Annotated in this window: 20 protein-coding genes; 15 read left to right on the forward strand and 5 right to left on the reverse strand. The window is 75.2% G+C overall.

Annotation, left to right across the window (positions count from 1 at the left end; translation table 11 throughout):
* Positions 1-71: 71 nt before the first annotated feature.
* Complete coding sequence (locus AC067J_RS19825) at positions 72-830, reverse strand: SDR family oxidoreductase (RefSeq protein WP_478300865.1); 759 nt, start codon at positions 828-830, stop codon at positions 72-74.
* Between the two features lie 210 nt (positions 831-1,040).
* Between AC067J_RS19825 and AC067J_RS19830 the strand changes: the two genes are divergently transcribed.
* Entirely contained in the window at positions 1,041-1,685 is a 645-nt protein-coding gene (locus AC067J_RS19830; RefSeq protein WP_478300867.1) for a TetR/AcrR family transcriptional regulator, read from the forward strand.
* A gap of 45 nt (positions 1,686-1,730) precedes the next feature.
* Here AC067J_RS19830 and AC067J_RS19835 read toward each other — a convergent pair whose 3' ends face one another.
* The 3 genes from AC067J_RS19835 to AC067J_RS19845 all read right to left on the reverse strand — a co-directional run bounded on the left by AC067J_RS19835 (position 1,731) and on the right by AC067J_RS19845 (position 3,741).
* On the reverse strand, positions 1,731-2,585 hold the full coding sequence (locus tag AC067J_RS19835) for a methyltransferase domain-containing protein (protein ID WP_478300869.1): 855 nt from the start codon (positions 2,583-2,585) through the stop codon (positions 1,731-1,733).
* 172 nt (positions 2,586-2,757) lie between these two features.
* Positions 2,758-2,910 carry a hypothetical protein gene (locus AC067J_RS19840; RefSeq protein ID WP_478300871.1) on the reverse strand — a complete coding sequence of 51 codons (153 nt, stop codon included), beginning with the start codon at positions 2,908-2,910 and terminating at the stop codon, positions 2,758-2,760.
* A 450-nt stretch (positions 2,911-3,360) separates the two neighbouring features.
* Positions 3,361-3,741 carry an ArsR/SmtB family transcription factor gene (locus AC067J_RS19845; RefSeq protein WP_478300873.1) on the reverse strand — a complete coding sequence of 127 codons (381 nt, stop codon included), beginning with the start codon at positions 3,739-3,741 and terminating at the stop codon, positions 3,361-3,363.
* A gap of 107 nt (positions 3,742-3,848) precedes the next feature.
* Here AC067J_RS19845 and AC067J_RS19850 point away from each other — a divergent pair, with 107 nt between their 5' ends.
* Positions 3,849-5,117, forward strand: a complete 1,269-nt coding sequence (locus AC067J_RS19850) for an MFS transporter (protein ID WP_478300875.1) — start codon at positions 3,849-3,851, stop codon at positions 5,115-5,117.
* A gap of 260 nt (positions 5,118-5,377) precedes the next feature.
* Here the strand turns inward: AC067J_RS19850 and AC067J_RS19855 are convergent, their stop codons facing one another.
* A complete protein-coding gene (locus AC067J_RS19855) occupies positions 5,378-6,028 on the reverse strand; it encodes a ScbR family autoregulator-binding transcription factor (protein ID WP_478300877.1) in 651 nt (216 codons plus the stop codon).
* Between the two features lie 192 nt (positions 6,029-6,220).
* On the opposite strand from AC067J_RS19855, the gene AC067J_RS19860 reads away from it, so the two are divergent.
* The 13 genes from AC067J_RS19860 to ppc all read left to right on the forward strand — a co-directional run bounded on the left by AC067J_RS19860 (position 6,221) and on the right by ppc (position 22,850).
* Positions 6,221-7,417, forward strand: a complete 1,197-nt coding sequence (locus AC067J_RS19860; protein ID WP_478300879.1) for a ScbA/BarX family gamma-butyrolactone biosynthesis protein — start codon at positions 6,221-6,223, stop codon at positions 7,415-7,417.
* Positions 7,411-8,541, forward strand: coding sequence for an acyl-CoA dehydrogenase family protein (locus AC067J_RS19865; protein ID WP_478300881.1), 1,131 nt, complete (start codon positions 7,411-7,413; stop codon positions 8,539-8,541). The genes AC067J_RS19860 and AC067J_RS19865 overlap by 7 nt, the downstream gene beginning before the upstream one ends.
* Positions 8,538-9,377, forward strand: coding sequence for an HAD family hydrolase (locus AC067J_RS19870; RefSeq protein WP_478300883.1), 840 nt, complete (start codon positions 8,538-8,540; stop codon positions 9,375-9,377). The genes AC067J_RS19865 and AC067J_RS19870 overlap by 4 nt, the downstream gene beginning before the upstream one ends.
* Before the next feature lie 84 nt (positions 9,378-9,461).
* Positions 9,462-10,301, forward strand: coding sequence for a TetR family transcriptional regulator (locus tag AC067J_RS19875; RefSeq protein ID WP_478300885.1), 840 nt, complete (start codon positions 9,462-9,464; stop codon positions 10,299-10,301).
* Positions 10,302-10,524: 223 nt separating this feature from the next.
* Positions 10,525-11,472: a LysR family transcriptional regulator gene (locus AC067J_RS19880; RefSeq protein ID WP_478300887.1), complete on the forward strand. Its 948-nt coding sequence runs from the start codon at positions 10,525-10,527 to the stop codon at positions 11,470-11,472.
* A gap of 381 nt (positions 11,473-11,853) precedes the next feature.
* Positions 11,854-12,834, forward strand: a complete 981-nt coding sequence (locus tag AC067J_RS19885) for an NAD(P)H-dependent flavin oxidoreductase (protein ID WP_478300889.1) — start codon at positions 11,854-11,856, stop codon at positions 12,832-12,834.
* 110 nt (positions 12,835-12,944) lie between these two features.
* The gene (locus tag AC067J_RS19890) at positions 12,945-13,535 is read left to right on the forward strand and encodes a YciI family protein (protein ID WP_478300891.1); all 591 of its coding nucleotides are present in this window, start codon (positions 12,945-12,947) and stop codon (positions 13,533-13,535) included.
* Between the two features lie 196 nt (positions 13,536-13,731).
* Entirely contained in the window at positions 13,732-15,168 is a 1,437-nt protein-coding gene (locus tag AC067J_RS19895; RefSeq protein ID WP_478300892.1) for an FAD-binding protein, read from the forward strand.
* A gap of 230 nt (positions 15,169-15,398) precedes the next feature.
* Positions 15,399-16,331, forward strand: a complete 933-nt coding sequence (locus tag AC067J_RS19900; RefSeq protein WP_478300894.1) for a beta/alpha barrel domain-containing protein — start codon at positions 15,399-15,401, stop codon at positions 16,329-16,331.
* Positions 16,328-17,182 (forward strand): alpha/beta fold hydrolase, encoded by an 855-nt coding sequence (locus AC067J_RS19905; RefSeq protein ID WP_478300896.1) that lies wholly within the window; start codon positions 16,328-16,330, stop codon positions 17,180-17,182. Before AC067J_RS19900 ends, AC067J_RS19905 begins: the two co-directional genes overlap by 4 nt.
* Positions 17,182-19,047, forward strand: coding sequence for an isocitrate/isopropylmalate family dehydrogenase (locus AC067J_RS19910; RefSeq protein ID WP_478300898.1), 1,866 nt, complete (start codon positions 17,182-17,184; stop codon positions 19,045-19,047). The genes AC067J_RS19905 and AC067J_RS19910 overlap by 1 nt, the downstream gene beginning before the upstream one ends.
* On the forward strand, positions 19,040-19,984 hold the full coding sequence (locus AC067J_RS19915; protein ID WP_478300900.1) for a DUF6282 family protein: 945 nt from the start codon (positions 19,040-19,042) through the stop codon (positions 19,982-19,984). Before AC067J_RS19910 ends, AC067J_RS19915 begins: the two co-directional genes overlap by 8 nt.
* 145 nt (positions 19,985-20,129) lie before the next feature.
* A complete protein-coding gene (gene ppc / locus AC067J_RS19920) occupies positions 20,130-22,850 on the forward strand; it encodes a phosphoenolpyruvate carboxylase (protein WP_478300902.1) in 2,721 nt (906 codons plus the stop codon).
* Positions 22,851-22,915 lie beyond the last annotated feature (65 nt).

Raw genomic sequence — 22,915 nt, forward strand, 5'->3', positions numbered from 1 at the left:
GCCCTGGCCGGCGTACGGGGGGCCGTCGGCGGGCGCGTTCCGGGCTTCGCGGGGCGGCCGGCCGAGCGTGCTCACAGGCCGCCGCCGAGGGTGACGCCGCCGTCCACCACCAGGGTCTGGCCGGTGATCCAGGCGGCGTCCGAGGAGAGCAGGAAGGCGACGGCGCCCGCGACGTCGTCCGGGACACCGAGCCGGCGCAGCGGGTAGGCGGCGGCGACCTGCTCCTCCCGGCCCTCGTACAGCGCCTCGGCGAACCGGGTCTTGACGACGGCCGGCGCGACCGCGTTCACTCGGATGCCCTGCTCACCGAGTTCGGCGCCGAGTTCGGCGGTGAGCCGGATCAGTGCGGCCTTGGAGACGCCGTACATGCCGATGCCGAGCGAGGCGCGGATGCCGGCCACGGAGGCGACGTTGACCACCGAGCCGCCGTGCTCGCCCATCCAGGCGGCGTGGGCGCGGCGGGTCCAGGCGAGCGGGGCGAGCACGTTGACGGCGAGGATCTTGGCCGCGGCGGCCTCGTCGGTGGCCAGCACCGGGCCGTAGACCGGGTTGATGCCGGTGTTGTTGACGAGGTGGTCGAGCCGGCCGAAGGCCTCCAGGGTGCGGGCGACGGCCTCGTCCTGGTGGGCCGGGTCGTCGGCCTTGCCGGGGACGCCGATGGCGACCTCGGGGCCGCCCAGGTCGCGGACCGCCTCGGCGAGCGGCTCGGGGGTGCGGGCGGTCAGGCAGACCCTGGCCCCCCGGGCGACCAGCTCGCGTGCGATGCCGAGGCCGATGCCCCGGCTCGATCCGGTGACGAGGGCCACCTGGCCCTTGAAGGAGTGCACCACGGGGGTCCTCTCGGCGTGGGTCGGTCCGGTGCGCGCCTCGGCGCGGCCGTGACTAAGCGCTTGCTTAGCATGGTGTCGGCGGGTGACCCTGTCAACAGCCGCCGGGCCGGACCGGCCGTCCGCCGGGGGCCCGCCCGGCGGGTGGACCACCGCGCCCGCCCGGCCCGCGCGGGGCGAATGCCCGTACGACCGATCTGCGAGGATGGCGCCATGACCAGCACGCCCATCGCCGAGCTCTGGCCCGCCCTGCCCGGCGGCGCCGACACCCGCCCCGAGGCGGCGCACCGGCTGCTCCGGGCCGCCGTGGAGTCCTTCGCCGAGCGCGGCTTCCACGCCACCACGACCCGGGACATCGCCACCGGAGCCGGGATGAGCCCGGCCGCGCTGTACATCCACTACCCGTCCAAGGCCGCGCTGCTGGCCGAGATCAGCCGGGTCGGGCACGCCGCCACCCTGGCGCTGGTCCGGGCGGCGGTGGCGGGCGGGGGCGACCCGGTGGCCCGGATGCGGCGGCTGGTCGAGGAGTTCACCGCCTGGCACGCCCGGGCCCGGACGGTCGGCCGGGTGGTCAACTACGAGCTGCACGCGCTCCCGGAGGACGACTACGCGGTGGTCGCGGGGCTCCGGCTGGACATCGAGCGCGAGGTGACCGCGCTGATCGAGTCGGGCCTGGCGGCGGGCGTCTTCGAGGTCGCCGAGGTGCGGACGGCCGCCCGCGCGGTCACCTCGCTCGGCATCGACGTGTCCCGCTGGTACACCGACCGGAGTAGCGAGACGCCCGAGGAACTGGGCCGCCGGTACGGGGAGTTGGTACTCAGGATGCTGGGCGCGCAGCCGTCGGGCGCCGGTCGGTAGGGCGCCCCCCGGCGGCGGAGCCCGGCCGCCCGCCCGCGGGCCCGGTCACGGCTTGACGGCGGTGTGCACCAGCCAGGCGACGTGGTCCCGGAGCTGGTACATCTCGACGGTCGACCGCAGCCCCAGCCACTGCTCGGTCCGCCCGAACCGGCGCAGCACGGCGTACGGGAGTCGGAAGTAGGCGTACAGCGCCTCGGTGGTGGGCCGGTAGTAGGGGGTCGCGTCCAGCTCCTCCTCGATCCGGAAGCCCGCGCCGGTGATCAGCCCGCCGAGGGAGCGGGTGTCGTAGCGTTTCGCGCCCAGGAGCGCCATCGCGTCCAGGTACGGCTCCAGCACCGCCCGCTTGTCCGCGGGCAGCTCCGAGGCGGGCACCGCGGCCGGGCCGAGCAGGACCAGCCGCCCGCCCGGGCGCAGCAGCCGGTGGAACTCGGCCAGCGCGCGGGCCGGGTCGTAGGCGTGGCAGAGCGTCTCCATCGAGTAGATGCCGTCGAACGAGCCGTCCGGGTAGTCGAGTTCGTGGTAGTCGCCCCAGAAGAAGGCGGTGCGGTCCTCCAGGGCGGCCAGTGCGCTCAGCCGGCGTGCCTCGCGGACGTGGAAGTCCAGGACGTCGACGCCGGTGATCCGCAGGCCGAAGCGGGCGGCGAGCTGGCGGGCCACCACGCCCGACCCGGAGCCGGCGTCCAGCACCCGTGAGCCGGGCTTCAGCGCGAGCTTGCGGCCGAGGACGCCCTCCAGCCGGCGCTGGGCCCGCCAGCAGCGCCACTTGGACTGGCCGGGCTCGGTCCAGCCCCAGTGCCGGGCGTTGCGGCAGACCAGGGTGTAGAAGAGCCGGTGGCCGGGCCGTCCGTAGACGCGCCGCAGTCCGGTGAGATCGAGTTCGCCGCCGATGTCGCTGACCATCGCACCCGTCCGGCCTTCCGCTGCTCGGTGCTGTTGCCGTCCCGGTCACGCTACCGACGGGGCGGGTGGGGCGCCGGTTCGGTGCGGCCGGATGGGCGGCGGCCGGGTCCGGTCCCGGTCCCGGTCCCGGTCAGGGGCGGGCCGGTCGGTCGGTCGGGGTCGGGACCCGGGTTCAGGCGTCCGGCGCGGTGGCGGTGGCGGTGGCGGTGGTGGCGTCCGGCGCGGAGGCGGGCACGGCGGCGAGGAGCGCGTCGAGCAGGCCGGGGAAGCGCGCGTCGAGGTCGGTGCGGCGCACGCTGAACAGCAGCGCCCTGTACCTGGGCACGGCGGCGGCCGGGCGGCGGGCAGTGCGGCCGTCGCGGTGCTCGGCGAGCGCTGGGTCCCGCTCGCGGCGGCGGTCCCGGGTGCGGGCGCGGTCCCGGAGTCGGCTCCGGGCGCGGTGCGTGAGCCGGCGGTGGGGGTCGGGGCGGCGGAGGCCGCGGGGCGTCAGGAGGCCGCCGGGCAGCGGGCGGAGGGGGCGTAGCCGGGTGGGCGGCAGTGCCCCGTGGGAACGGCTCCGGCGGAAGGCGCGCGGGCAGGGGGCGTGCGGCGCGAGCAGCGCGGAGGGCGGGCCGTCGGATGGCGACGGCCCGCCCTCGCGCGTTCCGCCGCCCCCGGTGCGGGTGGGGGGCGGCCGGGACCCCGGGCACGGGGGGACTCGGGGCGTTCGGGGTGGGGCGTTCGGGGCGGGGGTGGGCGATCCGGTGGGCGACCCGGTGTGCGGTCCCCCGTCGGGTCAGGGGCCGTCGGGGGTCCACTCGGCGACGAGGCCGAGGAGGCCCGGGAAGCGGGCGTCCAGGTCGTCGATCCGGACGTGGCTGCGGCGCTCCAGCCCGTACTGGCGCTGGCGGATGACGCCCGCCTGGCGGAGGGCCTTGAAGTGGTGGGTGAGCGAGGACTTGGGGCGGTCGAGGCCGAACCAGCCGCAGGGGTGGTCGAAGCGCTCCCGCTCCAGGAGGAGCTTGCGGACGATGGTGAGCCGCAGCGGGTCGCTCAGCGCCCCGAGCACGAGCTCAAGCCTGAGCTCCTCGACGGCCGGCTCGGGCAGTGCTTCCGGCAGGTCGGCCGGCTCCGGCAGGACGACGAAGGGCGGGGCCTGGCGCAGCGTCGAAGGCATGGGCGACTCCTCGTGGGCCGAAAAGACTCGGACTCTCCTGTACGACTCTCATCGTACTGCATGCTATGTTCGACTTAACTCGTACTGCGTCTGGGGAGGGAGCGGCCATGTCGGAGAGTCGGACGGTGTCGGTGCAGGAGGTCGCCGAGGCGGACCTGCCGGTGCCGGAGGAGGAACAGGGGGCGGCCGCCGCGGCCACGCCCACCTGGTGGGTGTGGCTGGCCGCCTGGCCGGTGACCGCGGTGTTCGTCCTGTCCAACGCGGCGACCCCGCTGTACGTGGTCTGGCAGCGGGACATCGGGTTCTCCAAGGGCACCCTGACCGTCGTGTTCGCGTTCTACATCGTCGGGCTGCTCGGCTCGCTGCTGGTCTCCGGAGTGGTCTCCGACCGGCTCGGACGCAAACCGGTGCTGCTGCCCGCGCTGGGGCTGGCGGTGGCCGCCTGCGCGATCTTCGCCACCGCCTCGTCGGTCGCCGCGCTGATCGTCGCCCGGCTGTTCACCGGCATCGCGGTGGGCGCCGTGGTCTCGGCCGGCATGGCGGCCGTGACCGACGTGGCCGGCCCGGCCCGCAAGCGCCTGGCCGCCCTGCTCGCCTCCTGCGCGATGGTCTTCGGCGCCGGCCTCGGCCCGCTGCTCGCCGGCGTGCTCTCCGAGACGGTGCCCGGCCCGACCGTGACCGTCTTCGTGGTCGAGGCGGTCCTGCTGGCCACCGCGGTGTTCGCGGTGCTGCGGATGCCGGTCCGCCGGCCCGCCGCCCCGGCGAAGGGCGCCTGGGTCCGGGTGCCCGGTGTCCCGCGCGGCAACGGCCTGCAACTCGTCCTCGGCATCGCGGTGTTCGCCCCCGGCATCACCGCGACCTCGTTCGTGCTCTCGCTCGGCCCGTCGCTGCTCTCCGGTCTGCTCGGCACCACCAGCCGGATCGTGGCCGGGGCGATGGCGTTCGTGATGTTCCTGACCGCCACCGGCGTGCAGTTCGCCGTCCAGAAGCTGCGCCGGCGCACCATCCTGATGGCGGGCGCGGTCTCCACCACGCTGGCGATGGTCACGCTGATCGCCGCCGTGCACGCCTCCTCCGTCCCGGTGCTGGTCGCCTCGGCCCTGCTGGCCGGGGCCGGTCAGGGCATGGGGCAGCTCGGCGGCCTCTCGCTGCTCAACTCCTCTGTCCCGCCGCGACGCCTGGCCGAGGCCAACGCCGCGCTCAACGTGGGCGGTTACGTGCCGGCCGGGCTGCTGCCGGTGTCGGCCGGCTACCTGAGCGACTCCGTCGGGCTGACCGACGGGGCGACGGTCTTCGGCGTCGTCCTGATGGTGCTGGCCATCGCGGGCGGGCTGATCGTCTCCGCCAGCCGGGGGCGGCTGCCGGAGAACACCTGACCGGTCCGGCGTCCCGACCGACCCCCCGTACGGCCGGGGCGTCGGACCCTGGCGAAGCGCACCGCGGCGATGCCCGCGGTGCGCTTCCGCATGTGCGGGTCCGGCCGGAGGTCTGCCCGATCGTCCGCCTGATCGGGTGTCCGGTCGGCTGCCCGGTCGGGCTGCCGCCGGTGCGTCGGCCCGGAGGCCCGGAGGCCCGGAAGCCCGGAAGCCCGGAAGCCCGCCGGCCGGTCGGTCCGGAGGCCCGCCGGCCCGTGCCGCTACCGGGCGCGGATCGCCCGGAACAGCAACTCGGCGGTCTCGGACCAGCGCTCCACCACGTCGGCCCGCTCGTGCAGCACGTCCGAGATGTGCTGGGTGCCGAAGAACGCGGCCACCAGCGACCGGGCCGCCGCGTGCGGCGAGACCTCCTCGCGCAGCTCGCCCGCCGTCCGGGCGCTGATGAGCAGTGCGGTCAGCAGCTCGGTCCAGTCCACGTACGGCGTGGGCAACTCCGCGTCTATCTGCGGCCGTTCGATCTGCAGCCGGGCGCCCGCCTGGACGACGATGTCGTCCCGGAACGCCGCCGCCGCACCCTCCAGCAGCCGGGCGGCGGTCTCCAACGGCCCCCGCCCCTCGGCGGTGATCTCCTCCAGGAGCATCGGCCACCGCGCGTAGTGCTGCTCCACCACCGCGACGGCGAGCGCCTCCTTCGTCGGGTAGTGGAAGTAGACGGCGCCCTTGGTCATCTCCACCCGGTCCGCCACGTCCTTGACCGAGGTGTGGCGGAATCCCTGTGTCGAGAAGAGTTCGGCGGCGGCGGTCAGCACCAGCAGCTTGGTCCGGGCGGCGCGGTCCTGCTTGGGGTCGGGACCCCGCCTGGTGGTGATTCTGCGCACAGGGAACGGGGAGGTGGCTTGCGGCTCGGGCATGGACGGCTCCTGTGATGGTGGGGTCAACGGTGGTGCCGGGTCGTCAGGTCGGGGGCGATTCGGACAGAGTGGCGCGAAAATCCGCCTCGACGGTAAACCTTCCAGAAGGTATGTTCCTGAGCTGTCGCTCCGGTAGGCACCGAAAGATAGCGGGCCCACCGCCGTCGCCGCGACATGGGGGAGGAAGAATTCATGAACGTCCTGTCATCACTCGTGCCCGGGCGGCGCCGTCCGCTGCTCCGGGAGGGCTGGAACGGCCTGCGCTTCGACCGGCACCTGCCGCGCGAGGCGGTCCACAAGCACGCGGACTCCGAGGTGCTCCTGACGGACGCCGCCCGGCTGGAGGAGGAACGGTTCGCGGTCGCCGCGCTCTGGCTGCGGGACCACCACCTCGGAGGACGCCCCGGGGGAGTGGCGTCCGACCCCGTGATGATGGCCGAAACGGTGCGGCAGACCGCGATTCACCTGGCCCACCGGTTCCACGGCAGCACCTACGGCCACCCGTTCGTGCTCAACGACCTCGCCGTCGACCTCGACGAGGCCCTGCCGCCGACCGGCCCGGACGGCCTCGACGTCGGCCTCGATCTGCGCTGCCCGCCCGCCGCGGCCCGGCCCGGCCGGGAGCGGTTCGCGCTGGAGGGCGTGGCCTGGGCCGGACACCGGCCGGTGGGCCGGGTCCGGATGCGCTGGGAGGTGCTGGATCCCGCGCGGTACGCGCTGATCAGGCGGCGGTCGGCGGAGGCCGCGGCGGATCCGGAGACGGCGCCGGACGCACCCGTGCCGGTGGAGCCCCGGCGGGTGGGGCAGGCCGCCGAGCGTGACGTGCTGGTCGCCGCCGACCCGGCCCGCCCCGACCGCTGGTGGCTGCGACCGTTCGAGGACCACCCGGTCCTGTTCGACCACCCGGTGGACCACGTGCCCGGCATGGTCCTGATGGAGGCCTTCCGGCAGGCCGCCGCCGTCGCGTTCGGGGCGGGGGACGCGGTAGGGGCGGGGGACGCGGTCGGCGAACTCCGCGGGATCGCCACCGGGTTCACCGCGTTCGGCGAGCTCTCGACGCCGGTCGCGATCGCCGCGGAGCCGGTGGACGGCGGTGCGGCCGGGACGGTCCGCCTGACGGCCGTGCAGGACGGGCGGCCGATCGCCACCGCCCTGGTGCGCCGGTCGGCCGCCACGGTCCCGGCGCCCACGGTCCCGGCGCCTACGGGGCCGGCCGACCTGGGTGAGGGCGCGGGCGCGGCCACGGACACCGGCGCGGGCGAAGCGGAGCCGCGCGCGACGAAGCCGGACGGATCGGGCCCGGACGGATCGGGCCCGCGCGGAACGCGACTGCACGGAACGGGAGCGCGTGACGCGGGCCCGCACGGAACGGAGGGAACGGCATGCTGAGCGAGGTCCGGGACGAGGTCCGGAGTGAGGGGATCGTGGCGCGGGCGCTCGGCGAACTGGCCGAAACCGCCCGCCGGGACGCCGCGCGGGCGGAGGAACTGCGCCGGATGACCGGCGACGTCGCCGCCGGGATCACCCGGGCCGGCTTCCCCCGTCACTTCGTCCCGAGTCGCTGGGGCGGCACCGCCGGCGGGTTCGGCGAGCTGGTGACCGGGGCGGCGACGGTGGCCGAGTCCTGCGCGGGCGCCGCCTGGTGCGCCGCCCTGTACGCCGCGCACGGCCGGCTGGCGGCCTACCTCCCCGAGGAGGGGCAGCGCGAGCTGTGGGGCGGGGGCCCGGACGTCCGGATCTCGGCGGCGGTCGTCCCGCCCCAGGGCCGGGCCGAGCGACAGGGCGACGGCTGGCGGCTCGACGGCGAGTGGCGGCTGGCCAGCGGCGCCGACCACGCGGAGTGGATCCTGCTCGCCTCCTGGACCGAGGGAGCCGGCGGCCGCGAACACCGGGTCTTCGCCGTGCCCCGGGCCGAGCTGACGGTGCTGGACACCTGGCACTCGGCCGGCCTGCGCGGCAGCGGCAGCACCTCCGTGACCGCCGGGGCGGTCCGCGTCCCGGACCACCGCACGCTCACCCTGGACGCCCTGCTGGCGCCGCAGCAGGACGCCGCCCGCTGCCACACCGTCCCTTACCCGATGGTCGCCGCCCTGGTCTTCGCCGCCCCGCTGCTGGGCATCGCCCGGGCGGCGCTGCGGGAGTGGACCGCCGGGGCGCGCCGCGCGGCGAACCCGCACCCGGCCGCGCACACCGTGCTGACGCAGGCTTCGGCGAGGATCCACATGGCCGGGCTGCTGCTCGACGGGGCAGCCGACCGCGCCGACCGGGGCGAGATCACCGCACTCGCGGTGGCCGAGAACCGCCGTGACGCGGCGACGGCCGCCGCGCTCTGCCGCGAGGCGGTGGACGCGCTGTTCCTCGCCTCGGGCGTCGGGGCGCAGACACCGGGCTCGGTGCTGCAACGCGCCTGGCGGGACGCCACGGCGGTGGCGGTGCACCGCACGCTCGACCTGGACGCGGCGGCACGCGGCTACGCGGAGACCCTCCTCGGCGCGGGGGGTGGTCCCGCGTGAGCGCCACGGCGCCCGCCCCGGTCGCCTTCTTCGACGTCGACGAGACGCTGATCGCGGCCAAGGGGATGCTCGCGTTCTGGGACCACTGGACGGCGGACCCGGCCGCGACCGGGCACGGGCCGTGGGAGGCGCCCGACCGGTCGCCGGGTCAGGCGCCCGGTCAGGCGTGCGGTCAGGCGTCCGGGCCGGGGTACGGCCGGCGGCCCGGGGCGGCACCGCCCGCGGCCGCCGGCCCGGACCTCCGGGCCGCGATGGCTGCGGGCGTCCCCCGCGAGGAGCTGAACCGGATGTACTACCGCCGGTTCGCCGGCGTGCCCGCCGCCGCGCTGCGGTCGGCCGCGCGCCGGTGGTACGACGAGTACCGCCGGGGCGCCGAGGCGTTCGTCACGGCGGGCCTCGACGCGGTGGCCCGCCACCGGGCGCTCGGGCACTCGGTGGTGCTGGTGTCCGGCTCGCTGCGCCCGCTGCTGGAGGCGGTGGCGGAGGACCTCGGCGCCGACGCCGTGTGCTGCGCCGAGCAGGCGGTGACGGCCGGGGGAGTGCTGACCGGGGAGGTGGCCCGGCCGATGATCGGCCGGGCCAAGGCCGACGCGGCGGTGGCGCTGCTCCGCGCCCGGGGCGTCCGGGCGGCCGACTGCTTCGCGTACGGCGACCACGAGAGCGACCTCGCGATGCTCCGCGCGGTCGGGTACCCGGTGGTGGTGAACGGCTCGCCGCAGCTGGTCGCGGAGGCCGTCCGGGCCGGCTGGCCGGTGCTCGACGGCCGCCGCGGTCCGCGCCGGCCGGAGGCGCCGGCGGCCTGCACCGCCGCCGGACACCGATCGGTTTCCGTCTGATGTCTGGACAGCCGGGCGGGCGTGCCCCCTGTCCTGAGAACATTCCTTTAGGAAGGTATGTTCTTGACCAGGGAGGGCGCCCGCATGATCAAACAGGAGCGAGCACGGCGTACGCGGGAGAAGGTGCTGGACGCCGCCGCCGAGGAGTTCTCCGCCCAGGGGTACAGCAGGGCCACCCTCAACGCGGTGGCGCAGCGGACCGGCATGACGAAGGGGGCCCTGTACGGGCACTTCGCCTCCAAGCGGGTGCTGGCCGGGGCGCTGCTGCTGCAGTCCCGGAAGGTCTGGGAGGAGATGCGGCTGGCCCGGGACGTGCCCGGTGCCGAGGCCGGTACGGTGCTGGAGTCGCTCGTCCTGGACCTGGCGCACCGGCTGAAGGAGGACGTCCGGCTGCGGGCCGCGCTCCGGCTGGCCACCGACTGCCCGAACCTGGCGCAGATGGTGCCGGACATCTTCGAGGACGTGCAGCGCGGACTGGCCAACCTGATCCGGCGGGCCCAGGGGGAGGGGAGCATGGCCCTCCGGCCGCCCGAGCTGGTCGCCCAGCTGCTCCTGGCCGTGATGCACGGCGCGCCGCACGTGTCGTTCGGCCCGTCGGGGGCGTGCGGTTCGGCGGACGCCTACGAGGCGGCGTGGCGGTTGCTGCTGGAGGCGCTCGCCGGTGGCCGGCCCGGTTCCGCCGACGGGACCGGCGCGGCTCGCGGGGCCGGGGCCGCCGGTGACGCGGCCGGTGGCCCGGCCGGTGACGTCGGGCTCGGGGAGGTCGGGCTCGGGGGCACCGGGCTCGGGGAGGTCGGGGCCGCCGGCGAGTACGTCGCAGGAGAGGGGCCGGGCGGCCGGGAGGCCACGGGCGACGGGCCCCCGGATCCGGAGGGTGGGACCCCGGAGAGGTGCGGTCTGTGCCCGGACCCACAGGCCGTATGAGGGTTCCGTTACGGAACCGTTAAAAATACCCTCCCGAAGGTATTTTCAGGGAGGATGTGGCTGTCCCGGACATCCGGGACAGCCGCCACCCGGCGGCGGGCAGACCGGTGGCGGGTCGCGAACCGAGACGATGTGACGGAGGGGTGTCATGAGTGTGCTGCACGAAAGGATCGGATCGTCCGCCCTGTGCCAAACGGAATTCGGTCACGCCCTGGAGGATTCGATGCGGGCCTCCGCCCGGCGCGCGGCGGGCCACGCCGAGCACGTCGACGACTTCGACATGCGGCATCTTCGCTATTTCCTCACGGTGGTCCGCGCGGGGACCGTTTCGGCGGCCGCCCAGGAACTGCGGATATCCCAGCCGAGCCTCAGTCAGCAGATCAAGAGACTGGAAAGCAGGGTCGGCGCATCACTTTTCATCCGGAGTTCACGCGGTGTTGAGCTGACGGCGAGCGGGCGGGCATTCCTGCGGGAAATCCAGTCCATTCCCGGGCAGCTCCGTTCGGCGATCGCCGCGGCCGCCCCGACGCCGCGGGTCTGGCCGGTCGGGGTCTGCGGCGGAGTGCCGACCGAGGTCCTCGCCGAGGTGCAGAACGGGCTGGCCGGGGAGCACGCCGACGGGGCCGGCCGGACCGGCGCCGAGCTGCGCATGCGGCACGTCGGCGCGGCGGACCAGCCGGAGCTGCTGCACCACGGCGAGCTGGCGTTCGGCATCGTCCGGCTGCCCGTCACCACGCCCGGTCTGGTCGGCGCCGTGGTCTGGGACGAGCCGCTCGGCGTGGTCATGCGCCCCGACCACGAGCTGGCCGCCCGACCCAGGCTGACCTGGGACGACCTCGCCACCCAGCGGCTGCTCTGGTACGACGAGGGGTGCGCGCCGGGCTACGCCGAGACGATCCCGGCCCAGCTCGCCGCGCTCGGCTGGCGGGCCGAACTGCACCCCGTCGACGACCAGCAGGCGCTCTTCGTGCACACCCTGCAGACCGCCTGCGACCTGGTGGCGCTGCGCCCGAGGCTCGCCGTCCAGGGCGAGGCGCAGCTCCACTGGCGCCCGCTGCCGACCGCCACGGCGCCGCGCGAACGGCTGGCGGTCACCGCGCTGGCCGGCGGGCGGGCGGCCCGTCTGCTCGCCCAGGTCGCCACCCGGCGGGGCTGGCCGTACCTCGCCTGAGACTTTCCCCCACCCCTCGGAGCGGCCCGGAATCCACCCGGGCCGCACCCTCGCACCCGGTCCGGAGAATCCTTTTCTCCGGACCGGGTGATTTTTTTGCCCGCCGGGCACGGAAGGTTTGCGTCCGGTCCCAGAGCGTCACCGGGAAGGCCCGCCCATAGGCCCGGGCCTATGGCATCCACGCATTTTCTGTCTTAGTCGGCGAGATGCCGGTCGAACTATGGTTTGAGTGCGAAACCGGCCAGGCCGGTCCCGGGATCGGAAAACCCCGGAGACCGCCCACGGCCCGCCGGCCCGGAGAATCGGGGGCGGCGTGTTCCGCGTCATTCCGTCGTTCGTCGTTCCGCCATTCCGATATTCGAGCTGGGAGCCGGGGAAGTCGTGATCTCGACCAAGTTGACAGAATTGCTGGGAATCGACCATCCGATCGTCAGCGCGCCGATGGGCGGCGTCTCCGGCGGGCGGCTGGCCGCCGCCGTCACCCGCGCCGGCGGCCTGGGGCTCGTCGGCGTCAGCTACGGCGACGCCGCGTTCATCGACGAGCACCTGCCGCAGGCCGCCGAGGGCGGCGGCGTCTGGGGCGCCGGCTGCGTGATGTTCACCTTCGACGAGCGCCCCGGCCTTTGGGACAAGGTGCTCGGCTACGCGCCGCCCGTCATCGCCCTCTCCTTCGGCGACGCCGATCAGGTGGGCCGCTACGTCTCCTCCGCCGCCGGGAGCGGCGCCCGGGTCGTGGTGCAGGTGCACGACACCGAGCAGGCCCTCGTGGCCCTGCAGGCCGGTGCGTCGGTGCTGGTCGTCCAGGGATCCGAGGCCGGCGGCCACCACAAGACGCAGGCCACCCTCCCGCTCGTCCCCGCCGTGCTCGACCTCGTCCAGGGCGCCGTCCCGGTGGTGGCGGCCGGCGGCTTCGCGGACGGCCGCGGGCTGGCCGCGGCGCTGGCGCTCGGCGCCGACGGCGTGATGATGGGCACCCGCTTCGCGCTCACCGTCGAGTCGATCGCGACCGCGGGCTTCAAGACCTCGCTGACCGCGGCCGGCACCACCGACACCGTCGACACCCGGTCCTTCGACGTGGTCCGCGGCATCCCCTGGGACGAGGTCTACCGGGCCCGTTCGGTGAGCAACGCCTTCACCCGCGAGTGGACCGGCCGCGACGAGGAACTCGCCGCACGGCGCGCCGACGTCGAGCCCGCGTGGGCGGCCGCCGTCGCCCGCGACGACGTCAGCCAGCGCGCCCTGTTCGCCGGCGAGGTCCTCGACCTCGTCAAGGACGTCCGGCCCGCCGCCGCGATCGTCGAGGACACCGTCGCCGAGGCGGAGACCGTCCTGCGCGAGCTGGCGACGCGCATCGGCCGCTGACACCGGCCCGCCGGCCGGCACCGGCACCGACCGGTTCGCGGGCACCGACCGCCCCTCCTGCCGTCCCTTTCCCCTCTCCCTTCCTCCCTCCCACCGCACCGGAGACCACCGTGATCCACGTCCTCACGCTCACCTACCTGAAGCCCCGTGAGACCGTCACCGCCCACCTGCCCGAGCACAAGGCCTGGCTGCGCGACCACGCCGACCGCGGCCGCATCCTGCTCAGCGGCCCCCGACCGGACGGCGGCGCCGTCATCGTCACCGCCGACCTCGACGAGGCCACCGTCACCGAGCTGATCGAGAGCGACCCCTGGCACACGCTCGGGATCGCCGCCTACGAGCGGACCCCGTTCACCGCCGGCTTCGCCAGCCCCGGCGTCGTCACCGCCCCCGAGCCGGGTGACGGCGTGCTGCTGATCAACGTGGCCACCACCGAGAACGCGCCCGCCACCGTGGCCGCCCTCGCCGAGGCCGTCGCGCACGTCGCCGCCACGGCGGAGGGCTTCCGCGGCTCCCGCCTGCTGACCAGCGTCGAGGGCGACGCCGTGGTCAACCTCGCGGCCTGGACCGACGAGAAGAGCTTCGACGCGATCTTCGACGACGCCGAGTTCACCCGCCGCTACCAGCAGTTCGCCACCACCACGACGGGCGCCAAGTACCGCCTCTACCGGACCAGCCGGGTCATCACCCCCAACCGCTGACCCCGACCGCCGACCGCCGACCGCCGTCCGCCGTCCGCCGACCGCCGTCCGCCGTCCGCCGTCCGCCGTCCACCGACCGCCGTCCGCCGACCCCTGAACCGGAGCCCCGGCCGGCGCCACCGCCGCCGCCAGCCGGCCACGGGCCCGCCCGGCCCGGACCGCCCTCACACCCCACACACCGCGTAGGAGAACAACCATGTCAGCCACGTCCGCCCCGGTCGCCGCGTACGACCTGATCGTCGTCGGCTTCGGCGCCGCCGGCCTCTCGGCCGCGCTGTCCTTCGCCGAGGCCACCGAAGGCCGCGACCGGCCCGCCCGGATCGCGATCCTGGAGCGCTCCGGCAAGGAGGACCGCGGGGGAGCGACCCGCTGGACGGGAGCGTTTCTGCGGATCGACCAGCAGCGGCAGCTCGACACCGACTGGGCCGAGCACGTCCACCGGGTCTCCGGCGGCCTCGCCGACCTCGACTACTGCCGCACCGTCGAGCGCGACACCCCCGGCACCCTCGCGTTCGTCGAGAAGCACGGCGTCGAGATCGCGTTCCAGGACTTCCCGCTGCCGCACACCTTCGCCGCCGGCACCCCGTCCATGGTCCCGCCGGCCAGCCCGCGTGGCGGCGGCGCCTCCATCGTCGAGCACCTCGGCGCCGCCCTGGAGGCGGACCCGCGGGTCGACATCCGCTACCTGACCGAGGCCCTGCGCCTCTCCACCGACGAGGACGGCGCCGTCGACGGCGTCATCGTCCGCGGCCCCGACGGCCTCACCCGCACGCTGGCCGGCCGCGCCGTCGTGCTCGCCTGCGGCGGCTTCGAGGGCAACCCCGAGATGCTCACCCGGTACGTCGGGCCGAACGCCTGCGACCTGCCGCTGATCGCCCCCGGCATCGCCGCCAACCGCGGCGACGCGCTGCGGATGGCGCTGGAGCTCGGCGCCGACACCGCCGGCCAGTTCGACGGCATCCACGCCGAGCCGGTCGACACCCGCACCGACAAGGCCGACGCGGTCCTCTACGGCTTCGCCGCCGGGATCTTCGTCAACGGCCGCCTGGAGCGCTTCTTCGACGAGGGCCGCGACACCTGGGACAACACCTTCGAGCACGTCGGGTACGAGATCTGGAAGAACCAGGACCAGGAGGCGTACTGGATCGCCGACGCCAAGACCCTGGCCATCCCGGGCATCGCGAACTCGCTGCTGACCGACGTGCCGCCGGAGCAGGCCGACACCCTGGCCGGGCTCGCCGGCAAGCTGGGCATCGACGCCGAGGCCCTGGAGAAGACCGTCGCCGAGTTCAACGCGGCCGTCGCCCCCGGCGAGTTCGACCCCACCCGGCTGGACGGCAAGCACACCGTCGGCCTCACCCCGGCCAAGTCCAACTGGGCCACCCCGCTGGACACCGCGCCGTTCATCGGCATCCCGGTGACCGCCGCGATCTGCTTCACCTACGGCGGTGTCCGCACCGACCTCGACGGCCGGGTGGTCACCCCGTCCGGCACGGCCATCCCCGGCCTGTACGCGGCGGGCGAGGCCACCGGCCTCTTCTACCACGCCTACCCGCCGGCCACCTCCGTGCTCCGCTCGCTGGTCTTCGGCCGCCGCGCCGCACACCACGTGGCCGCCGCCCAGTCCGTCTGACCCGCCGTCCGCGCCGCTCCGCGGTAACCGGACGCACCGCGGTGCGGCCGACGCACGCCTGCCGCACCACAGCCGCCAGCCGCACCACGGCTGCCGGACGCACCGCAGCCGCGGGGCGCGTCACGGCCGCCGAACACGTCGCACGCGCCGGGCCGGCCGAACGCGCCGCACCCGACGAACCCGTCCGACCCTTCCTGATCCAACCCGCACGTCCGCTTGATGGAGGAGCCATGAGGATCACCAACATCGACGTCACTCTCCGGGACGGGGGGTACCGCACCGGATTCCACTTCCCGCTCTCCTACGCCCTGGAGCACGCTCGGCTGAGCGTCGAGGCCGGCTTCGACTGGGTCGAGATCGCCTACCGCAAGGGCTCGTTCGCCCCGATCCCCGACCTGGGCCTGACCGGCATCGGCGGCGACGACTTCATCGCCGCCACCGCCCGGGAGATCGGCCCGCACCGGGTCGCGATGATCCTTCACCCGAAGAACATCACCCGCGACGACCTGCCCGCGATGTACGCGGCAGGCGCCCGGCTGGTCCGCATCATCCTGCCCGCCAAGGGCTACGAACCCGGCCTGGAGTACATCCGCCAGGCCCGCGACCTCGGCTTCACCGTCGGCGTCAACTTCGCCCGGATCAGCCAGTGGCCGGCCCGCGAGGTGGTCGAGGTGGCGACCGCCGCCACCGACGCCGGTGCCGAGGTCGTCTACCTGGCCGACTCCAACGGCAGCCTCTCGCCGGTGGACACCACCGACCTCACCACCCTGACCCGCTCGGTCACCGGCGGCGCGGTCGGCCTGCACGCCCACAACAACCTCGGCCTCGCGCTGGCCAACGCCATCAGCGCCGTCGCGGCCGGCGCGACCTGGATGGACTCCTCGGTCCAGGGCATGGGCAAGGGCCCCGGCAACCTCATCGCCGAGCAGTGGCTGGCCCACCTCGACCGCACCGACCCGGAGAAGGCCGGGCACATCGACCTCGCCCCGGTCCTGCAGCTGGCCGAACTGCTGCTCGCCACCATCCCCGAGGGCCGGCCGTCGCTGCCCCTGCCCGACCTCGTGCTCGGCCGCTACGACCTCTCGGTCGAGCACCGCAAGGAACTGCTCGGCGAGCACGGCGAGGCCATCGCCACCGCGCGCACCCTCTCCGGCGTCCGGTGACCACCCACGCCGGACCGGTCGTGCCGACGGCGGTCTTCTTTCCCCCGACCGCCGTCGGCACGGCGCACGCCCTGGTTCTCGCCCCGGTCACCCCGGGCTGGGACGGCGGCGCCTTCTTCACCCCGGTCATCCGCACGCTGGTCGGAGCCGGACTGCGGGTCACCGTCGCCGACACCCTCGCCCTCTGGGACGAGGAGGTGACCACCCTGGCCGGCCTGGCCGCCCGCTGGCGCGAGGTGCTGCCGACCTTCGGGCCCGTCGACCTGCTCTGCGGCAACGCCCTCGGCGGCGCCGTCGCCCAGGCGCTGCTCCCCGACCTCGACCCCGCCACCGCCGCCCTGCTGGTCTCCGGACCGACCCGCAGCGACGCCGTGCTGGCCGAGCGACTCGGCGAGATTGCCGACCTGGCCGCCGCCGGCCGCCCCGCCGCCGCGCTCGACCTGCTGCACCGCCGGGTCCTGCCCGACGGCGCGCTGCCGGACGGCGCACCCGGGGCCGGCACGGGAACGGCGGCCGCGCAGGACACGGACGTGGACACGGACGCGGACGCGGGCGCGGAGGCGGGCGCGGAGGCGGACGAGGAGGTGGCCGCGGAAGCCGGCCGGCGGCTCGCCGGAGGGCTCCGCCTGCTCCGCGGCATCGACCTCACCGAGGCCGTCCGCGCCCACCCCGGCCCGCTGCTCCAGATCGTCGGCGGCCGCTCCCAGCTCGTCACCCGGCGGCACACCGCCTCCGCCCCCCACCACCTGGTGCACGTCGTCCCCCGAGCCGGCATGCGCCCGCACTTCGACCAGACCGCAGAGGTGTCCGCACTCGTCGAGGCACTCCTGCGCGAGAAGGGAATCCGGTAATGCCCACCGCACCCACGACGAAGAGCGTCGCCGTCCTGCCCGGCGACGGCATCGGCCCCGAGGTCGTCGAGGCCGCGCTCGCCGCCGTCGAGCGCCTGGACCTCCCGCTCGACCTGCGCTTCGGCGACATCGGCTGGGAGTGCTGGCGGCAGGAGGGCGACCCGGTGCCCCAGCGCACCTGGAAGCTCCTGGAGGAGACCGACACCTGCCTGCTCGGCGCCATCACCAGCAAGCCGGTGCGCGAGACCGAGGCCGAACTCGTCCCGGAACTGCGCGGCACCGGCCTCCGCTACGTCTCGCCCGTCATCCAGCTCCGCCAGCGCCTCGGCCTCTACGCCAACATCCGGCCCGTCACGGACCTCGACCACGGCCGCTTCGACTTCACCGTCATCCGGGAGAACACCGAGGGCCTCTACGCCGGCCTCGACCTGCACGGCCTGGACGGGGCCCTGTGGGACGCGGTGCGCCACCACCCCAACGCCGCCGCCTCCGGCCCCGAGCACACCAGCGTCACCCTGCGCCTCCAGACCCGGTTCGGCATCGACCGGCTGCTGCGCTTCGGTTTCGAACACGCCCTGGCACGCGGCAAGCGCCTGCTCACCCTCGTCGACAAGCCGATGGTCCTGCGCAACAGCAGCAACCACCTGCGCGAGCGGCTCGAACTGATCGCGGCCGAGTACCCGGGGATCGAGACCGAGATCCTCAACGTCGACGCCGTCGCGCTCTGGATGGTCCGCCGGCCCGAGCGGTTCGGCGTGCTCGTCGCCGAGAACATGTTCGGCGACATCCTCTCCGACCTCGGCGCCGGCGTCATGGGCGGCCTCGGCCTCGCACCCAGCGGCAACATCGGCGACCACGGCAGCTACTTCGAGCCCGTGCACGGCTCCGCCCCCGCGATGGCCGGCCAGGGCAGGGCCAACCCGATGGCCATGCTGCTGACCGTCGCCCAGCTGCTCGACCACCTCGGCCTGACGGTGCCCGGCGAGGAACTGCGCGCCGCCGTGCGCGGAGTCGCCCGCGCCCGCACCACCGTCACCTACGACCTCGGCGGCACGGCCGGCACCCGCGAGGTGGCCCTGGCCGTGGCAGGCGCGCTGGCGGGGTCCGCCGAGGCCGCCGCCGGGTCCGTCGCCCCGTCCGCCGTCGCCCCGTCCGCCGCCACCCCGTCCGCCGGGGGCGGGGCGGGTGCCGACGAGGTCGTCGAGCGGCTGGCCCGCCTCGACACCGCCTCGGTCTCCGACGCACTGGACAGCCTCGGCCTGCCCGGCGTCCTCGCCGGCCTGGCCGCCCGCGTCCCCGGCGCCCGCACCGCCGGCCGCGCCTACACCGTCACCTACCGGCCCGTCGACGACACCGGGAGCGGCTTCCGCAACGCGGCGAACTACCTCGACGAGGTGCCCGCCGGCTCCTTCGTGGTCGTCGACAACGGCGGCAGCACGGACTGCACCAACTGGGGCTCGCTGCTCACCGCCGTTGCGCAGAGCCGGGGCGCGCGGGGCACCGCGCTGTACGGGTCGGCGCGCGACGTCGCCGAGATCCGGGCCGCCGGGTACCCGCTGTTCAGCACCGGCGTCACCATGGTCAGCGGCAAGAACCGGGTCGAACTCGCGGGCACCGGACGGGACGTCACCATCGGCGAGGTGACCGTCCGGCCCGGCGACGTGGTCGTCGCCGACGACAACGGCGTCCTCGTCGTGCCCGCCGGCCGCGCCGCCGAGGTGGCCGACCGGGCCGAGCGCGTCGAGGCCACCGAGGCCGCCATCGCCGAGGCGGTGGCCGGCGGGACGCGCCTCGACGAGGCCCGCCGGACCTTCGGCTACGCCAAGCCGTGGGAGGGGCCGGCCCGCGGGACCGGCGATGCCTGACGGCCCCCGGCGCCCGGTAGACGGCCTGGCGGACGGCCCGGTGGACCGCCCGGCGGGGGAGGGGCTCCCGGCCGGGGAGCGCCCGCCGGCCGACCGGCAGGTGGTGGACGTCCACTACCACGCCGGGCCGGACCTCTACCGGCGGCGGCTGACCGTCGCCGGTGCCGGGCGGGCCTACGCCGGGATCGACGGCTGGGTCGCGGTCAAGAGCCACCTCGGCTCCACGGCCGCCGCCGCGTGGGAGGCCCGCCAGGAGGGGCTGCCGGTCTCCGGCGCGGTCGTCCTCAACGACCTCGCCGGCGGCGTCCGGACCCGGGTCGTCGAACAGGCCGTCTACGCCCACGGCCCCGACAGCCCCGCCCGGCTGCTCGTCCACCTGCCCACCCACATCGGCCCCGCCCACCCGTCCCCCCTCCGCCGCGCTCCGTTCCACCCGCTGCTCGACCTCGAACGGTGGCGCGGACCGCGGATCCTCGACGGCACCGGCCGGCTCGCCCGGCCGGTCCGCGAGGTGCTCCGCGCCGCCCGGGACCTGCCGGTCGTCCTGGCCACCGGCCACTGCGACCGCGAGGAGACCCTCCGGGTCGCCGACGAGGCCGCCCGGCTGGAACTGCCCAGGCTCCTGCTCACCCACGCCACCCACCCGATGTCCGGACTCACCCCCGCGGACCTCGCCGGGCTGGCCGACCTGCCCGGCCTCTACGTGGAACTCACCGCGCTGATGCTGCTGCTCGGCCACCGTGACCCGGGCCACCTGGCCGACCTGGTCCGCGTCCACCCGCGGATCGTGTTCAGCTCCGACCTGGGCCAGCCCGACCAGCCCGATCCGGCCGCCTGGCTGGACCGCAACCGGGCGTGGTTCCGGTCCGCCGGCCTCACCGCGGCACAGGTCCTCGCCGTCACCCGGCGGAATCCGGCCGCGCTCCTGGCACCCTGACCCGCCGGGCCGCCACCGCCCCGCCGCTCCCCCCGCCACCGCCTACGTCCACGACCGCCCCGCCGCTCCCCACCGCCACCGCCCCACCGGCGGCCCGACGACCCCGGCCGCCGGCCGACCCGAACCGCTCCACCAGGGAGACCCCATGAACGCCCCGATCGCGAACGCGGCCCTGCGCGCCGACATCCGGCGCCTGGGCGACCTCCTGGGCGAGACGCTGGTCCGCCAGGAGGGCCCCCAACTGCTCGGCCTGGTCGAACAGGTACGGCTGCTCAGCCGCACCGACGGCGAGGCCACCGCCGAACTCCTCACCGGCGTCGACCTGGAGACCGCCGTCAAACTGGTCCGCGCCTTCTCCACCTACTTCCACCTCGCCAACGTGACCGAACAGGTCCACCGGGGCCGCGAACTGAGAGCGGCCCGGGAACGCCGGGAGTCGCCGCTCGGCCGCGTCGTCCGCGAAGGCGCGGAACGCTCGCCCGAACTCCTCGCCGACGCCGTCGCCCGCCTCAGCGTCCGCCCCGTCTTCACCGCCCACCCCACCGAGGCCGCGCGCCGCAGCGTCCTGCACAAGCTCCGCCGGATCGCCGCCCTGCTCGACACCGCCGGCACCCCGCCCCACGAGGCCGACCGCCGCCGCCTCGACACCCGGCTCGCCGAGCACATCGACCTCGTCTGGCAGACCGACGAACTGCGCGTCGCCCGCCCCGAACCCGCCGACGAGGCCCGCAACGCCGTCTACTACCTCGACGAACTCCACGCCGGCGCCGTCGGCGACCTCCTGGAGGACCTCGCCGCCGACCTCGACCAGGCCGGCGTCCGCCTGCCCGACGACACCCGCCCGCTCACATTCGGCACCTGGATCGGCGGCGACCGCGACGGCAACCCCAACGTCACCCCCGAGGTCACCTGGGAGGTGCTGCTCCTCCAGCACGAGCACGGCATCGACGCCGCCCTGCGGACCGTCGACGAACTGCGCGGCCTGCTCTCCCACTCCGTCCGGCACACCGGCGCCACCGGGGACCTCCTCGCCTCGCTCCGTGCCGACCTCGACGCCCTCCCCGAACTCAGCCCCCGCTACCGGCGCCTCAACGCCGAGGAGCCCTACCGCCTCAAGGCCACCTGCGTCCGCCAGAAGCTGGAGAACACCAAGCGCCGCCTCGCCGACGGCACCCCGCACACCGAGGGCCGCGACTACCTCGGCACCGCGGGCCTCCTCGCCGACCTCCGCCTGATCCAGGACTCGCTGCGCGAACACCGCGGCGCGCTGCTCGCCGACGGCCGGCTCGCCCGCACCATCCGGACCCTCGCGGCCTTCGGCCTCCAACTCGCCACCATGGACGTGCGCGAGCACGCCGACGCCCACCACCACGCCGTCGGCCTGCTCGTCGACCGGCTCGACGAGGAGTCCTGGCGCTACGCCGACATGCCCCGCGACTACCGGCAGCGCCTGCTCGCCAAGGAGCTGACCTCGCGCCGCCTGCTCGGACCCGCGCCCCTCGACCAGGCCGCCACCCGCACCCTCGGCGTCTTCCACACCGTCCGGCGCGCGCTGGACACCTTCGGCCCCGAGGTCGTCGAGTCCTACATCGTGTCCATGTGCCGGGGCGCCGACGACGTCCTCGCCGCCGCCGTGCTGGCCCGCGAGGCCGGTCTGATCGACCTGCACACCGGCACCGCCCGGATCGGCATCGTGCCGCTGCTGGAGACCACCGACGAACTGCGCGCCGCCGGCCACATCCTGGAGGAACTCCTCGACGACCCGTCCTACCGCCGGCTGGTCGCCCTGCGCGGCGACGTCCAGGAGGTCATGCTCGGCTACTCCGACTCCTCCAAGTTCGGCGGCATCACCACCTCCCAGTGGGAGATCCACCGCGCCCAGCGCCGGCTGCGCGACGTCGCCCACCGGTACGGCGTCCGGCTGCGGCTCTTCCACGGCCGCGGCGGCACCGTCGGCCGCGGCGGCGGCCCGTCCCACGACGCGATCCTCGCCCAGCCCTGGGGCACCCTGGAGGGCGAGATCAAGGTCACCGAGCAGGGCGAGGTCATCTCCGACAAGTACCTGCTGCCCGCACTCGCCCGCGAGAACCTCGAACTCGCCGTCGCCGCAAGCCTCCAGGCCACCGCCCTGCACACCGCACCCCGCCAGTCCGCCGAACAGCTGGCCCGCTGGGACGCCGCCATGGAGGTCGTCTCGGCCGCCGCCCACACCGCCTACCGCCGGCTCGTCGACCACCCCGACCTGCCCGCCTACTTCTTCGCCGCCACCCCCGTCGACCAGCTCGCCGAACTCCACCTCGGCTCGCGCCCCGCCCGCCGCCCCGACTCGGGCGCCGGCCTCGACGGCCTGCGCGCCATCCCGTGGGTGTTCGGCTGGACCCAGTCCCGCCAGATCGTCCCCGGCTGGTACGGCGTCGGCGCCGGCCTCGCCGCCGCCCGCGAGGCCGGCCTCGGCGACGTCCTGGACGAGATGTACGGCCAGTGGCACTTCTTCCGCAACTTCCTCTCCAACGTGGAGATGACGCTCGCCAAGACCGACCTGCGGATCGCCCGCCACTACGTCGACACGCTCGTCCCGCCGCACCTCACCCACGTCTTCGACACCATCCGCACCGAGCACGACCGCACCGCCACCGAGGTGCTCCGGGTCACCGGCGAATGCGAACTACTGGACCACCAGCCCGGGTTGAAGCAGACCCTGGCCCTGCGCGACGCCTACCTCGACCCGATCTCCTACCTCCAGGTCGCGCTCCTCGAACGCCGCCGCGCCGCGGCCGCCGCCTCCACCGAGCCCGACCCGCTGCTCGCCCGCGCCCTGCTCCTCACCGTCAACGGCATCGCCGCCGGCCTGCGCAACACCGGCTGATCCCACGCCGGCCGATCCCACGCCTGCTAATCCCACGCCGGCCGATCCCCGCGCCTGCTGATCCC

The sequence above is a fragment of the Kitasatospora sp. NPDC042419 genome (assembly GCF_056437345.1).